Source organism: Klebsiella sp. w6 (assembly GCF_033100215.1).
Lineage (GTDB): Bacteria > Pseudomonadota > Gammaproteobacteria > Enterobacterales > Enterobacteriaceae > Klebsiella > Klebsiella variicola.
The window spans coordinates 5,260,706-5,275,536 of record NZ_CP136907.1; the positions used below are offsets into that span (position 1 = coordinate 5,260,706).

The 14,831-nt window shown below is 56.3% G+C and carries 7 protein-coding genes and 2 rRNA genes; 2 read left to right on the top strand and 7 right to left on the bottom strand.

Features of this window, described 5'->3' with window-relative positions:
- Window positions 1-33: 33 nt before the first annotated feature.
- Window positions 34-3,717 (bottom strand): methionine synthase, encoded by a 3,684-nt coding sequence (metH, locus tag R0140_RS25615; RefSeq protein ID WP_008807326.1) that lies wholly within the window; start codon window positions 3,715-3,717, stop codon window positions 34-36.
- A 194-nt stretch (window positions 3,718-3,911) separates the two neighbouring features.
- Here metH and iclR point away from each other — a divergent pair, with 194 nt between their 5' ends.
- Complete coding sequence (gene iclR, locus R0140_RS25620) at window positions 3,912-4,742, top strand: glyoxylate bypass operon transcriptional repressor IclR (protein WP_004206826.1); 831 nt, start codon at window positions 3,912-3,914, stop codon at window positions 4,740-4,742.
- 50 nt (window positions 4,743-4,792) lie between these two features.
- On the opposite strand, the gene aceK is transcribed toward iclR, so the two are convergent.
- From aceK to metA, 4 genes are all read right to left on the bottom strand, one after another.
- Window positions 4,793-6,577, bottom strand: a complete 1,785-nt coding sequence (gene aceK, locus R0140_RS25625) for a bifunctional isocitrate dehydrogenase kinase/phosphatase (RefSeq protein WP_012969170.1) — start codon at window positions 6,575-6,577, stop codon at window positions 4,793-4,795.
- A gap of 102 nt (window positions 6,578-6,679) precedes the next feature.
- The gene (gene aceA / locus R0140_RS25630) at window positions 6,680-7,984 is read right to left on the bottom strand and encodes an isocitrate lyase (RefSeq protein ID WP_032701149.1); all 1,305 of its coding nucleotides are present in this window, start codon (window positions 7,982-7,984) and stop codon (window positions 6,680-6,682) included.
- A gap of 79 nt (window positions 7,985-8,063) precedes the next feature.
- Window positions 8,064-9,665 (bottom strand): malate synthase A, encoded by a 1,602-nt coding sequence (gene aceB / locus R0140_RS25635; protein WP_008807330.1) that lies wholly within the window; start codon window positions 9,663-9,665, stop codon window positions 8,064-8,066.
- A 260-nt stretch (window positions 9,666-9,925) separates the two neighbouring features.
- Entirely contained in the window at window positions 9,926-10,855 is a 930-nt protein-coding gene (gene metA / locus R0140_RS25640) for a homoserine O-acetyltransferase MetA (protein WP_008807331.1), read from the bottom strand.
- A 156-nt stretch (window positions 10,856-11,011) separates the two neighbouring features.
- Between metA and R0140_RS25645 the strand changes: the two genes are divergently transcribed.
- Window positions 11,012-11,467 carry an acetyltransferase gene (locus R0140_RS25645; RefSeq protein ID WP_008807332.1) on the top strand — a complete coding sequence of 152 codons (456 nt, stop codon included), beginning with the start codon at window positions 11,012-11,014 and terminating at the stop codon, window positions 11,465-11,467.
- Between the two features lie 220 nt (window positions 11,468-11,687).
- On the opposite strand, the gene rrf is transcribed toward R0140_RS25645, so the two are convergent.
- Window positions 11,688-11,803: ribosomal RNA gene (gene rrf / locus R0140_RS25650) — 5S ribosomal RNA — on the bottom strand.
- Between the two features lie 96 nt (window positions 11,804-11,899).
- Window positions 11,900-14,803 (bottom strand): 23S ribosomal RNA (locus tag R0140_RS25655).
- Between the last annotated feature and the right edge of the window lie 28 nt (window positions 14,804-14,831).

Consider the following 14,831-nt stretch of genomic DNA (forward strand, 5'->3'; position numbering starts at 1 on the left):
AGCGCCTTGTTTGTTGTAAGGAAAGGTGACGATTTAGTCGGCATCATAGCCCAGATTAGGCGCTAACCAGCGCTCGACTTCCGCCGGGGTCATCCCTTTACGCAGCGCGTAGTCTTCGACCTGGTCGCGCTGGATCTGCGCCACGGCGAAGTACTTGCTGTCCGGATGGCTGAAGTACCAGCCGGAAACCGATGCCCCCGGCCACATGGCGAACGATTCGGTCAGCTTCATGCCGGTATGGGCTTCGACGTCCAGCAGCTGCCAGATGGTGCCTTTTTCGGTGTGCTCCGGACAGGCCGGATACCCCGGCGCCGGACGGATCCCCTGGTAATTCTCGCGAATAAGTTCCTCATTGCTGAGGTTCTCATTGGCCGCATACCCCCAGTAGACCTTACGCACTTTCTCGTGCAGATACTCGGCGAAGGCTTCCGCCAGACGATCGGCGATGGCCTTGATCATGATCTTGTTATAGTCATCATGCTGCGCTTCATAGGCGTCCGCCAGCGCGTCCTCTTCCAGGCCGCCGGTCACGGCAAAGGCGCCGATGTAGTCTGCCTTGCCGCTCAGCTTCGGCGCGACAAAATCGGCGAGGCAGTAGTTCGCGAAGCCGACCTTTTCCGTCTGCTGGCGCAGGTGATGGCTCACCGTCAGCACATGGGTGCGGGTTTCATCGCGATAAATTTCAATATCGTCGCCAATGCGGTTGGCCGGGAACAACCCGACCACGCCGCGCGGGTTCAGGGTTTTCTCTGCGCTGAGTTTATCTAACAAATCGTTGGCGTCTTTGAACAGGCGCTGTGCCTCTTCGCCCACCACTTCATCCTCCAGAATCCGCGGGTATTTGCCCGCCAGCGACCAGGTCATGAAGAACGGCGTCCAGTCGATGTAGTTGCGCAGCGTCTCGATGCTCGCTTCCACCTCCTGTACCCCCAGGCGATGGGCCACCGGCGGCGTGTAGCTCTCCCAGTCGAAGGCCAGATCGTTTTCCCGCGCGGCGGCCAGGGTCACCGGCGGCGTGCGCGGTTTTTTACGCCCATGCTGGATACGCACGGTCTCATACTCTTTACGCGTGCGGGCGACAAAATCATCGCGCTGCGTATCCGAGAGCAGCGCAGCCACCACCCCGACGGTGCGCGAGGCGTTCTGTACGTAAACGGTCGGGCCACTGTAGTTCTGCTCGATTTTCACCGCCGTATGCGCTTTCGAGGTAGTCGCGCCACCGATCAGCAGCGGGATGGTAAAGCCCTGGCGCTCCATCTCTTTCGCCACGTTAACCATCTCGTCCAGTGACGGAGTAATCAGCCCGGAAAGGCCGATCAGATCCGCATTGACCTCTTTGGCGGTTTTGAGAATTTTATCCGCCGGGACCATCACGCCAAGATCGATAATTTCGTAGTTATTACACTGCAGCACCACGCCGACGATATTTTTACCGATGTCGTGAACGTCGCCTTTTACGGTGGCAATCACCATTTTGCCGTTACTGGAGCCCTGTTCTTTGCTGGCTTCGATATAAGGTTCGAGGTAGGCCACCGCCTGTTTCATCACGCGAGCGGATTTCACCACCTGCGGCAGGAACATTTTACCTTCGCCGAACAGGTCGCCGACCACGTTCATGCCGTCCATCAGCGGCCCTTCAATCACCTCAATCGGGCGGGCAGCCTGCTGACGCGCTTCTTCGGTGTCCTGTTCGATAAATTCGGTAATGCCCTTCACCAGCGAATATTCGAGACGCTTTTTCACGTCCCAACTGCGCCATTCCGCCTGCTGAGCATTCGCGCCGTCGTCCGCTTTGCTGCCGCGATATTTTTCCGCCAGCTCAAGTAACCGTTCGGTACTGTCATCGCGGCGGTTAAGGATCACATCTTCGACCGCGTCGCGCAGCTCGCCCGGCAGATCGTCGTAAATCGCCAGCTGGCCGGCGTTGACGATCCCCATATCCATGCCGTTACGGATCGCGTAGTAGAGGAACACGGCGTGGATCGCCTCACGTACCGGGTCATTACCGCGGAACGAGAACGACACGTTGGAGACGCCGCCGGAGATCAGCGCATGCGGCAGCTCGCGTTTGATGTCTTCGCAGGCGCCGATAAAGTCCTGCGCATAGTTGTTATGCTCTTCGATACCGGTCGCTACCGCAAAGATATTGGGATCAAAGATGATATCTTCTGGCGGGAAGCCGACCTCTTCAGTGAGAATTTTGTAAGCGCGACGGCAAATCTCAATTTTGCGTTCGCGGGTGTCGGCCTGACCCACTTCGTCAAAGGCCATCACCACTACCGCGGCGCCATAACGGCGAACCAGCTTCGCATGGTGGATAAAGGGTTCGACGCCCTCTTTCATCGAAATCGAGTTAACAATGCCTTTGCCCTGAATGCATTTCAAACCCTTTTCAATGACTTCCCACTTGGAGGAGTCGATCATGATCGGCACGCGGGCAATGTCCGGCTCGCCGGCAATCAGGTTGAGGAAGCGCACCATCGCCGCTTCCGCGTCGAGCATCCCCTCATCCATGTTGATATCGATAATCTGCGCGCCGCTTTCGACCTGCTGACGGGCAACGTCCAGCGCTTCGCTGTACTTCTCTTCTTTGATCAAGCGCTTAAATTTCGCCGAGCCGGTGACGTTGGTACGTTCGCCGACGTTAACGAACAGGCTGTCGTCGCCGATGTTCAGCGGCTCCAGGCCGGCGAGGCGGCAGGCCACCGGCAGTTCCGGCAACTGGCGCGGCGGTAAACCGGCCACCGCCCGGCTCATAGCGGCAATATGCTCCGGGGTCGTACCGCAGCAGCCGCCGACGATATTGAGGAAACCGGCTTCCGCCCATTCGCGAATTTGCGTCGCCATGGTGTCGGCATCCAGATCGTATTCACCGAAGGCGTTGGGCAGACCGGCGTTCGGGTGCGCGGTAACGTAGCATTCGGCGATGCGCGACAGCTCCTGGACATACTGCCGCAGTTCGTCCGGCCCGAGGGCGCAGTTCAGACCAAACGATAAGGCTTCGGCGTGACGCAGCGAGTTATAAAAGGCTTCGGTGGTCTGTCCGGAAAGCGTGCGGCCGGACGCATCGGTGATGGTGCCGGAGATCATCAGCGGCAGGTCAACGCCCAGCGCCTCCAGCTCCTCTTTCACCGCATAGATGGCCGCCTTGGCGTTCAGAGTATCAAATACCGTTTCAATCAGGATCAGATCCACGCCACCTTCCACCAGCGCCCGGGTGGATTCGCGATAGGCAGCCACCAGCTGGTCAAAGGTAATATTACGGAACGCCGGATCGTTCACATCAGGCGAAATAGAGGCGGTACGGTTGGTCGGGCCAAGCACGCCCGCGACGTAGCGCGGTTTTTCCGGCGTGCGGGCCGTCCAGGCGTCGGCGCTGGCGCGGGCCAGCTTCGCCGCGGCAAAGTTGATCTCGGCCGACAGGGATTCCATCTGGTAATCCGCCATCGCGATGGTCGTCGAGTTAAAGGTGTTGGTCTCAATGATATCCGCACCGGCCTCGAAGTAGGCGTCGTGGATCTCGCGGATCACCTCGGGCTTGCTGAGCACCAGCAGGTCGTTGTTGCCTTTCAGGTCGCACGGCCAGTCAGCAAAGCGCTCACCGCGAAAGTCCTGCTCACTCAGACGATAGCCCTGGATCATGGTGCCCATGCCCCCATCCAGAACCAGAATACGTTCTTTTAACTGCTGATGCAGTTGCTCAACTTTGCTGCTCACACTTGCTCCCGACAACGCTCAACTCAGGCCAAATAGCCAACAAACCATACTGGCATAAACCACCGGAGCGGAAAAGACAACAACAGGCAATATGAGACATGTTCAGCTTCACTCCTCCGATGAGTCCGGTTGTGATTGCATTATCGCCAAATAAAACGAAAATCATTTCCACGATACAGAAAAAGGAGTCCGCGATGGCCACTACCCCCGTTCCCGCGAAACGCGGCAGAAAACCCGCGGCTGCCACCGCCCAGCAGGCTGGCGGTCAGGTTCAGTCGCTGACCCGCGGCCTGAAATTGCTCGAATGGATTGCCGAGTCTCACAGCAGCGTCGCGCTGACCGAGCTGGCGCAGCAGGCGGGTCTGCCCAACTCCACCACTCACCGCCTGCTGACCACCATGCAGCAGCTGGGTTTCGTCCGCCAGGTCGGCGAGCTGGGCCACTGGGCCGTCGGGGCGCATGCCTTCGTGGTGGGCAGCAGCTTTCTGCAAAGCCGCAATCTGCTGGCGATTGTCCACCCGATCCTGCGCCAGCTGATGGAAGATTCCGGTGAAACGGTGAATCTGGCGGTACTTGACCAGAGCGACCACCAGGCGATCATTATCGACCAGGTGCAGTGCACCCAGCTGATGCGTATGTCGGCGCCGATCGGCGGTAAACTGCCGATGCACGCCTCCGGCGCCGGGAAGGCGTTTCTCTCGCAATTAAGCGAAGAGCAGGTCACCAGCCTGCTGCACCGTAAAGGGCTGCATGCCTATACGCATGCCACGCTGGTCTCGCCGCTGCATCTGAAGGAAGATTTAGCGCAGACCCGCAAACGGGGCTACTCTTTCGATGACGAGGAGCACGCGCTCGGCCTGCGCTGCGTCGCCGCCTGCATTTATGATGAACATCGCGAACCGTTCGCGGCAATCTCCATCTCCGGGCCGATTTCACGCATGACCGATGACCGGGTGACCGAGCTGGGCGCGCTGGTGATCAAAGCGGCGAAGGAAGTGACGCTGGCGTATGGCGGGGTTAAATAAAAAAATGCCCCACTGGGGCATTTTAAGTAGGCCTGATAAGCGTAGCGCCATCAGGCAGATCGGCGCACCCTGCCGGATGGCGGCGTAAACACCTTATCCGGCCTACTGTCAGCGCCATAGCGCACGCTAAAACGCTGCTTGCGCCGGTAGGCGTAAACATCTTCCACATGGCCGTTTTTAATCCGCGTCTGCAGCTCGCGCCAGTAGTCCGCGCGCAGCAGGTCGGCATGCATCTCCTCAAACAGCGGCCCAACGCGCGGGTCGGCGCACAGCCAGTGGCGGAACTCCTCCGGAAACACATCCCCCGGCGAAACGCTGTACCACGGCTCGCTGGCCAGCTCATCTTCCGGATAGCGCGGCGGCGGGATCTGGCGGAAATTCACCTCTGTCATATAGCAAATTTCGTCATAGTCGTAGAACACCACCCGGCCATGGCGGGTGACACCGAAGTTTTTAAACAGCATATCGCCGGGAAAGATGTTGGCGGCGGCCAGCTGGCGGATAGCATTGCCATACTCTTCTACCGCATCACGCAATGCCTGGCCGTTAACCTGCTCCAGCCACAGGTTGAGCGGCACCATTCGCCGTTCAATATACAGATGACTGATGACGATGCGGTCGCCGAGATCGGTAAGTTTGTTCCCCGCTTCCGCCTGCAACAGCGCCAGCAGCGCCGGCGCGATTTGCCGTTTATCCAGCACGAAATTTTCAAACTCCTGGGTATCCGCCATCCGCCCGACGCGGTCATGCTCCTTTACCAGCTGATAGCAGGCGCGCACGTGGGCGGCGGTCACCTCTTTCTGCGGCGCGAAGCGGTCTTTGATCACCTTAAACACCCGGTCAAACCCCGGCAGGGTAAACACCAGCATCACCATCCCGCGAATGCCCGGCGCTTCAATAAACTGCTCATCGCAGCGAGTAATGTAGTGTAAATATTCGCGATAGCTTTCGGTTTTGGCGTGCTTCTGACAGCCAATCGCCATGTACAGCTCGGCCGTCGTTTTGCCCGGCAGGATCTCACGCAGCCATTCCACCAGAGCGCCGGGCAACGGCGCATAAACCATAAAATAGGAACGCGCGAAGCCAAAAACGATGCTTGCTTCGGCATGGGTGGTCAGGCAGGTGTCAACAAACAGCTCACCCTCATCGCTGCGGTGGATCGGCAGCAAAAAAGGCAGCGTCGCCATCGGCATGACCAGTTTGCCCACCAGCCAGGCGGCTTTATTCCGGTAGAACAGCTCATTGGCGACCTGCAGATGACAGGTGGCGAGCAGTTCCTCCCCCAGCGCCTCCTGCAGACTGGCAATGATATAGCCGATATCCCGCGCTTTGTTCTGCCACGGCAGCCGCAGCGGCAAATCGGACAGTACTTTGCCCAGCAGGTGGGACCAGCCGCGTTCCGGAAAGAAATCTTTCGCCAGCGGTCGCGGTAGGGTGCGAAAGGGACGCTCGGGCTGCGAACTGAAAATAAAGAGCCGCTCGGGGGTCAGCGAGCGGTGGTCAAACAGTCGGCAGTAGACCGAATTGAAAAAGCTCTCGGCAATTTCAAAGCGAGGGTAATCCGGCAACAGTTGGGTGTACTGCTGTTTCACCCGCAGAAGAAAATCGACGTCGGTACTTTTCCCTTCGGTAATGCAGCGCAGCTGCTCTACCACCAGGCCAACGTGGTGATCGTAGAGATGGATACGCTGCTTCATCGCCTGCTGTACGGCGTGCCAGTCAGCCTGTTCAAAGCGCTGCTGCGCGCCGGAGGTCACCTCCAGGAAACGCCCGTACTGGGCGTCGAATCCCTGTAAAATGGTTTGGGCAATCAGTAGTTCCAGGCCACGCGTCATCGCTTTCCCCCATCCGGCACCACGTCATGCCGGATGGCGCGCTCGCTTATCCGGCCTGCATCCCTTCCCAGGCCCGGTCAGCGTCGCGCCGCCGGGCATGGCTCAAAACTGATCTTCTTCGGTCGAGCCGGTCAGCGCCGTCACCGATGAGGCGCCGCCCTGGATAATGGTAGTGACTTTGTCGAAGTAGCCAGTGCCCACCTCCTGCTGGTGCGAGACGAAGCTATAGCCTTCCGGCGCGGCAGCGAATTCCGGCTGCTGCACTTTCTCAACATAGTGGCGCATCCCCTCACCCTGAGCGTAGGCATGGGCGAGGTCGAACATGTTGAACCACATGCTGTGGATCCCGGCGAGGGTAATAAACTGGTATTTGTATCCCATGTCCGACAGCTGCTGCTGGAAGCTGGCGATGGTTTTATCATCGAGATTTTTCTTCCAGTTAAACGACGGCGAGCAGTTATAGGCCAGCAGTTTGCCAGGGAAACGCGCATGGATAGCCTCAGCAAAGCGGCGCGCCTGCTCAAGATCCGGTTTCGACGTTTCGCACCACACCAGATCCGCATACGGCGCATAAGCCAGCCCGCGACTGATCGCCTGCTCGATCCCGGCGTGGGTGCGGAAGAACCCTTCGCTGGTGCGATCCCCGGTAATAAACTCACGATCGTACGGATCGCAGTCAGAGGTAATTAAATCGGCCGCATCGGCATCGGTACGGGCGATCACCAGCGTCGGGACCCCCATCACGTCGGCTGCCAGACGCGCCGCCACCAGCTTCTGAATCGCCTCCTGGGTCGGGACCAACACTTTACCGCCCATATGACCGCACTTCTTCACTGACGCCAGCTGATCTTCGAAGTGAACCGCCGCTGCACCGGCTTCAATCATCGATTTCATCAGCTCAAAGGCGTTAAGGACGCCGCCAAAACCGGCCTCCGCATCCGCCACGATCGGCAGGAAGTAGTCGATATAACGCGGATCGTTCGGTTCAATCCCGACCGACCACTGGATCTGATCGGCACGACGGAAAGTGTTGTTGATCCGATCCACCACCGCCGGTACCGAGTTGGCCGGATACAGCGATTGATCCGGATACATGCTGGACGCCAGGTTAGCATCCGCCGCCACCTGCCAGCCGGAGAGATAAATGGCTTCGATACCCGCCTTCGCCTGCTGCAAGGCCTGGCCGCCGGTCAGCGCGCCGAGACTGTTGACGTACCCTTTTTTCGCCTCACCGTGCAGCAGACGCCACATTTTCGCCGCGCCAAGCTGCGCCAGCGTGCATTCCGGATTCACCGAGCCGCGTAACTTCACCACCTCTTCCGCGCTGTACGGGCGGGTAATGCCTTCCCAGCGCGGGTTCGTCCACTCTTTATTTAATTCTTCGATTTGTTGGGTACGGGTTTTCATGTGCAGATGCTCCATATAATTTCCTGGCTCCCCAGGCGCATTGGTGAAGGACTAAATGGCGAACCACACCATCTGGCGATCAGGCCAGCAGGCGGTAGCCCGGTAATGTCAGAAAATCAATTAGCTCGTCGGAGGTGGTGATCTGCTCCATCAGTCGCGCCGCATCGTCAAAGCGGCCGTGGCTGAAACGGTGCTCTCCCAGCTCCTCCTGAATCACCATCAGCTCTTCCGCCAGCCACTGGCGGAACAGCGCCTTCGTGACCGGGGTGCCGTCGTTCAGGGTTTTCTGATGATGGATCCACTGCCAGATAGAGGTGCGCGAGATCTCGGCCGTCGCGGCGTCTTCCATCAGGCCATAAATCGGGACGCAACCGTTGCCGGAGATCCAGGCTTCGATGTACTGCACCGCCACGCGAATGTTGGCGCGCATCCCGGCTTCCGTGCGCTCGCCCTCGCAGGGGGCCAGCAGCTGTTCGGCGGTAATTGGCGCATCCGCGCTCCGGGTGACCGAGAGCTGATTCGGCTTATCGCCCAGTACGCGGTTAAACACCGCCATAGCGGTATCCGCCAGCCCCGGGTGGGCAATCCAGGTGCCATCGTGACCATTGTTCGCCTCCAGCTCTTTATCGGCGGTGACTTTGCTCAGCACCTGACGGTTACGTTCGGCATCTTTGCTCGGGATAAACGCCGCCATGCCGCCCATCGCAAACGCACCGCGTTTGTGGCAGGTCTTAATCAACAACCGTGAGTAGGCGCTGAGGAACGGTTTATCCATCGTCACCACCTGACGGTCAGGCAACACTCGGTCCGGATGGTTTTTCAGCGTTTTGATATAGCTGAAGATGTAGTCCCAACGGCCGCAGTTCAGGCCAACAATATGGTCGCGCAGCGCATGCAGGATCTCATCCATCTGGAACACCGCTGGCAGCGTCTCAATCAGCAGCGTGGCCTTGATGGTGCCGCGCGGCAGGTCAAAGCGATCTTCCGTAAAGCTAAAGACATCGTTCCACCATGCCGCCTCCTGCCAGGCCTGGGTTTTTGGCAGATAGAAGTAGGGACCGCTCCCCTTCGCCAGCAGCGCCTGGTAGTTATGAAAAAAATAGAGCGCAAAATCGAACAGACTGCCGGGGATGGCCTCATTACGCCAGGTGACGTGCTTTTCCGGCAGGTGCAGGCCGCGCACACGGCATACCAGCACAGCGGGATTGGGCTGCAGCTGGTAGATTTTGCCGGCCTCGTTGGTGTAGCTAATAGTCCCGTTCACGGCATCACGCAGGTTAATTTGGCCATCAATGACTTTACGCCAGTCAGGCGCCAGCGAATCCTCAAAGTCCGCCATAAAGACTTTGACGTTGGCATTCATCGCGTTAATGACCATTTTGCGTTCAACGGGACCGGTGATTTCAACACGGCGATCCTGCAAATCCGCCGGGATACCGCGGATGGTCCAGTTTCCATTTCTAATGGAAGCGGTTTCCGAAATAAAGTCAGGAAGTACACCTTGATCAATGGCCTGCTGCTGCTGCTGACGCGCGGCCAGTAGCTTATTACGCGCCGGCGCAAAGCGGCTCACCAGTTCCGTCAGAAATTCTACCGCCTCAGGCGTTAAGATCTGCTTCTCCTGCTCGCCATAGGGCTGACTAAAGGCCAGTTCATCGGTGATTGTCGCCTGCTGCGTCATTGTGCTGTTCCTCTTGGTTGATCCGCTGGAAGCGAGCGAGAGATCGTTGTGTAGTTTTCGCTCAGCACAATTAAGACTACTCAATTAATTTCCAAAATCAAAAACAATTTCCATTTTAATTTTAAAACAGACTTAACATATTGATAACAATGGAATTAAAGTTATCATCGAGCATGAAGTGAATTTCGGAAATAAAAAAGGCACCCGAAGGTGCCAGAGGCAAAGTGCTGAAACGCTTTAGGATCGTTTCGTGTAGAGTATTACTCCAGTGTAGGATTCATATGGCGCAGATCGTATGGTGTAATCTGGTAGACATAATAGTTAAGCCAGTTAGCAAACAGCAGATTGCCGTGGCTCCGCCAGGTGGCGCGCGGTTTGTTCTGCGGGTCGTTTTGCGGAAAATAGTTGTAAGGAACCTCTGGATTCAAACCGGCTTCCACATCGCGGAAATATTCGCTTGCCAGGGTATTGGCATCGTACTCCGGGTGGCCGGTAACAAAGGCGATGCGCTTATCTTTGCTGGCAAACAAATACGCATCGCCCTCTTCCGTCTCCGCGAGGATCTCGAGATCGGTGTAGTCGCGGATAAGCCCCGCCGGAAAATCAGCATAGCGTGAGTGCGGGGCCAGGAAAGAGTCGTCGAAACCGCGGGTCAGTAAGGCGTGTGGATGCAGAATATGGTGTTCATAAACGCCAGAAATCTTTTCGGCGCGGGTCTGCTTCGGAATGCCGTACAGAATATTCAGCGCGGCCTGAACCGCCCAACAGACGAACAACGTGGAGGTGACGTGATCCTTCGCCCACTCCAGCACCTGTTTGATCTGTGGCCAGTAAGCAACATCGTTAAACTCAACCAGGCCTAAGGGGGCACCGGTGACAATCAGGCCATCAAAGTTCTGATCGCAGATCTCATCGAAATTGCAGTAAAAGTTATTCAGATGCTCCGCCGGCGTATTACGCGACTCACGCGCATCAATACGCAACAACTGGATGTCCACCTGCAGCGGAGAGTTCGACAGCAGACGCAGGAACTGATTTTCCGTCTCGATTTTCTTCGGCATCAGGTTGAGGATTAACACCTTCAGGGGGCGAATTTCCTGAGTCGTTGCACGTGTTGTCGTCATCACAAAGACGTTTTCATTGCGCAAGAAACTGACGGCTGGTAGCTCGTCCTGCACCCGAATTGGCATAACTGTATTACCTCATAGCATACGTATAAACGTTTAGACATCCAGATAGCTGAAGATAACCAGGAATCGGGTGAATGTCGAGTCTGCATGTTCACGGTGAGAAAATTTCACGGCGCGCATTGAGTTAGAATATAAGAATGAAGAAAAGGAGAAAATATGGTTATTAGCATCCGCCGTTCCCGGCCAGATGAAGGGGATAAACTGATTGCGATATGGTGTCGGTCGGTCGACGCCACGCACGATTTTCTGTCAAAAGCGTATCGAAAGGAGCTGGAGGAGATGGTACGCGCATTTTTACCGGAGGCTCCGCTGTGGGTGGCGGCTAACACCCAGGACCAGCCGATCGCCTTTATGCTGCTTACCGGAGAGCATATGGATGCGCTGTTCGTCGATCCGGATGTCCGCGGCTGCGGCGTGGGGAAATTGCTGATTGAGCATGCCCTGTCGTTAACGCCAAAGCTGACGACGAATGTGAATGAGCAGAATGAACAAGCGGTCGGGTTTTATCAGAGGATGGGTTTTAACGTGACAGGGCGTTCTGAGACGGACGATCTGGGGCAACCGTATCCGTTATTGAATTTGATACATGAGCAGCAGGCTGAAGCAGACTAAGATTGACGTCGCAACTGCTGACCCTTAGACAGGGACCTCCCCGGAGGCGGTGCTGCGCACCTTGTCCGGGCTACGGATCGTGTAGCCCCGGTAAGCGCAGCGCCACCGGGGAGATATACCCCACACAGCAAAAAACCCCGCACCTTTCGGGACGGGGTTCTTGTTAAAACGCAAAAACAAAAAGCTCAGTCTTTCGACTGAGCTTTCTGCTTTGTTTGATGCCTGGCAGTTCCCTACTCTCACATGGGGAGACCCCACACTACCATCGGCGCTACGGCGTTTCACTTCTGAGTTCGGCATGGGGTCAGGTGGGACCACCGCGCTATCGCCGCCAGGCAAATTCTGTTTTCAACACGTCCTGCGGACGCATCGATTAATCTGTATCACGCTGAAAATCTTCTCTCAAATCCGCCAAAACAGCTTCGGCGTTGTAAGGTTAAGCCTCACGGTTCATTAGTACCGGTTAGCTCAACGCATCGCTGCGCTTACACACCCGGCCTATCAACGTCGTCGTCTTCAACGTTCCTTCAGGAGACTTATAGTCTCAGGGAGAACTCATCTCGGGGCAAGTTTCGTGCTTAGATGCTTTCAGCACTTATCTCTTCCGCATTTAGCTACCGGGCAGTGCCATTGGCATGACAACCCGAACACCAGTGATGCGTCCACTCCGGTCCTCTCGTACTAGGAGCAGCCCCCCTCAATTCTCCAGCGCCCACGGCAGATAGGGACCGAACTGTCTCACGACGTTCTAAACCCAGCTCGCGTACCACTTTAAATGGCGAACAGCCATACCCTTGGGACCTACTTCAGCCCCAGGATGTGATGAGCCGACATCGAGGTGCCAAACACCGCCGTCGATATGAACTCTTGGGCGGTATCAGCCTGTTATCCCCGGAGTACCTTTTATCCGTTGAGCGATGGCCCTTCCATTCAGAACCACCGGATCACTATGACCTGCTTTCGCACCTGCTCGCGCCGTCACGCTCGCAGTCAAGCTAGCTTATGCCATTGCACTAACCTCCTGATGTCCGACCAGGATTAGCTAACCTTCGTGCTCCTCCGTTACTCTTTGGGAGGAGACCGCCCCAGTCAAACTACCCACCAGACACTGTCCGCAACCCCGGTCAGGGGCCTACGTTAGAACATCAAACATTAAAGGGTGGTATTTCAAGGTTGGCTCCACGCAGACTGGCGTCCACGCTTCAAAGCCTCCCACCTATCCTACACATCAAGGCTCAATGTTCAGTGTCAAGCTATAGTAAAGGTTCACGGGGTCTTTCCGTCTTGCCGCGGGTACACTGCATCTTCACAGCGAGTTCAATTTCACTGAGTCTCGGGTGGAGACAGCCTGGCCATCATTACGCCATTCGTGCAGGTCGGAACTTACCCGACAAGGAATTTCGCTACCTTAGGACCGTTATAGTTACGGCCGCCGTTTACCGGGGCTTCGATCAAGAGCTTCTCCTTACGGATAACCCCATCAATTAACCTTCCGGCACCGGGCAGGCGTCACACCGTATACGTCCACTTTCGTGTTTGCACAGTGCTGTGTTTTTAATAAACAGTTGCAGCCAGCTGGTATCTTCGACTGGTCTCAGCTCCGTCCGCAGGGACTTCACCTACACACCAGCGTGCCTTCTCCCGAAGTTACGGCACCATTTTGCCTAGTTCCTTCACCCGAGTTCTCTCAAGCGCCTTGGTATTCTCTACCTGACCACCTGTGTCGGTTTGGGGTACGATTTAATGTTACCTGATGCTTAGAGGCTTTTCCTGGAAGCAGGGCATTTGTTACTTCAGCACCGTAGTGCCTCGTCATCACACCTCAGCGTTAAAAGGTACCGGATTTACCTGGAACCTCCGCCTACATGCTTAAACCGGGACAACCGTCGCCCGGCTAACATAGCCTTCTCCGTCCCCCCTTCGCAGTAACACCAAGTACAGGAATATTAACCTGTTTCCCATCGACTACGCCTTTCGGCCTCGCCTTAGGGGTCGACTCACCCTGCCCCGATTAACGTTGGACAGGAACCCTTGGTCTTCCGGCGAGCGGGCTTTTCACCCGCTTTATCGTTACTTATGTCAGCATTCGCACTTCTGATACCTCCAGCAACCCTCACAGGCCACCTTCGCAGGCTTACAGAACGCTCCCCTACCCAACAACACATAGTGTCGCTGCCGCAGCTTCGGTGCATGGTTTAGCCCCGTTACATCTTCCGCGCAGGCCGACTCGACCAGTGAGCTATTACGCTTTCTTTAAATGATGGCTGCTTCTAAGCCAACATCCTGGCTGTCTGTGCCTTCCCACATCGTTTCCCACTTAACCATGACTTTGGGACCTTAGCTGGCGGTCTGGGTTGTTTCCCTCTTCACGACGGACGTTAGCACCCGCCGTGTGTCTCCCGTGATAACATTCTTCGGTATTCGTAGTTTGCATCGGGTTGGTAAGTCGGGATGACCCCCTAGCCGAAACAGTGCTCTACCCCCGAAGATGAGTTCACGAGGCGCTACCTAAATAGCTTTCGGGGAGAACCAGCTATCTCCCGGTTTGATTGGCCTTTCACCCCCAGCCACAAGTCATCCGCTAATTTTTCAACATTAGTCGGTTCGGTCCTCCAGTTAGTGTTACCCAACCTTCAACCTGCCCATGGCTAGATCACCGGGTTTCGGGTCTATACCCTGCAACTTAACGCCCAGTTAAGACTCGGTTTCCCTGCGGCTCCCCTATACGGTTAACCTTGCTACAGAATATAAGTCGCTGACCCATTATACAAAAGGTACGCAGTCACACCCGAAGGTGCTCCCACTGCTTGTACGTACACGGTTTCAGGTTCTTTTTCACTCCCCTCGCCGGGGTTCTTTTCGCCTTTCCCTCACGGTACTGGTTCACTATCGGTCAGTCAGGAGTATTTAGCCTTGGAGGATGGTCCCCCCATATTCAGACAGGATACCACGTGTCCCGCCCTACTCTTCGAGTTCACAACCTGTGCATTTTGGTGTACGGGACTATCACCCTGTACCGTCGGACTTTCCAGACCGTTCCACTAACACACAAGCTGATTCAGACTCTGGGCTGCTCCCCGTTCGCTCGCCGCTACTGGGGGAATCTCGGTTGATTTCTTTTCCTCGGGGTACTTAGATGTTTCAGTTCCCCCGGTTCGCCTCGTTAACCTATGTATTCAGTTAACGATAGTGCAACGAATTGCACTGGGTTTCCCCATTCGGACATCGCCGGTTATAACGGTTCATATCACCTTACCGACGCTTTTCGCAGATTAGCACGTCCTTCATCGCCTCTGACTGCCAGGGCATCCACCGTGTACGCTTAGTCGCTTAACCTCACAACCCGAAGATGTTTCGTAAAACA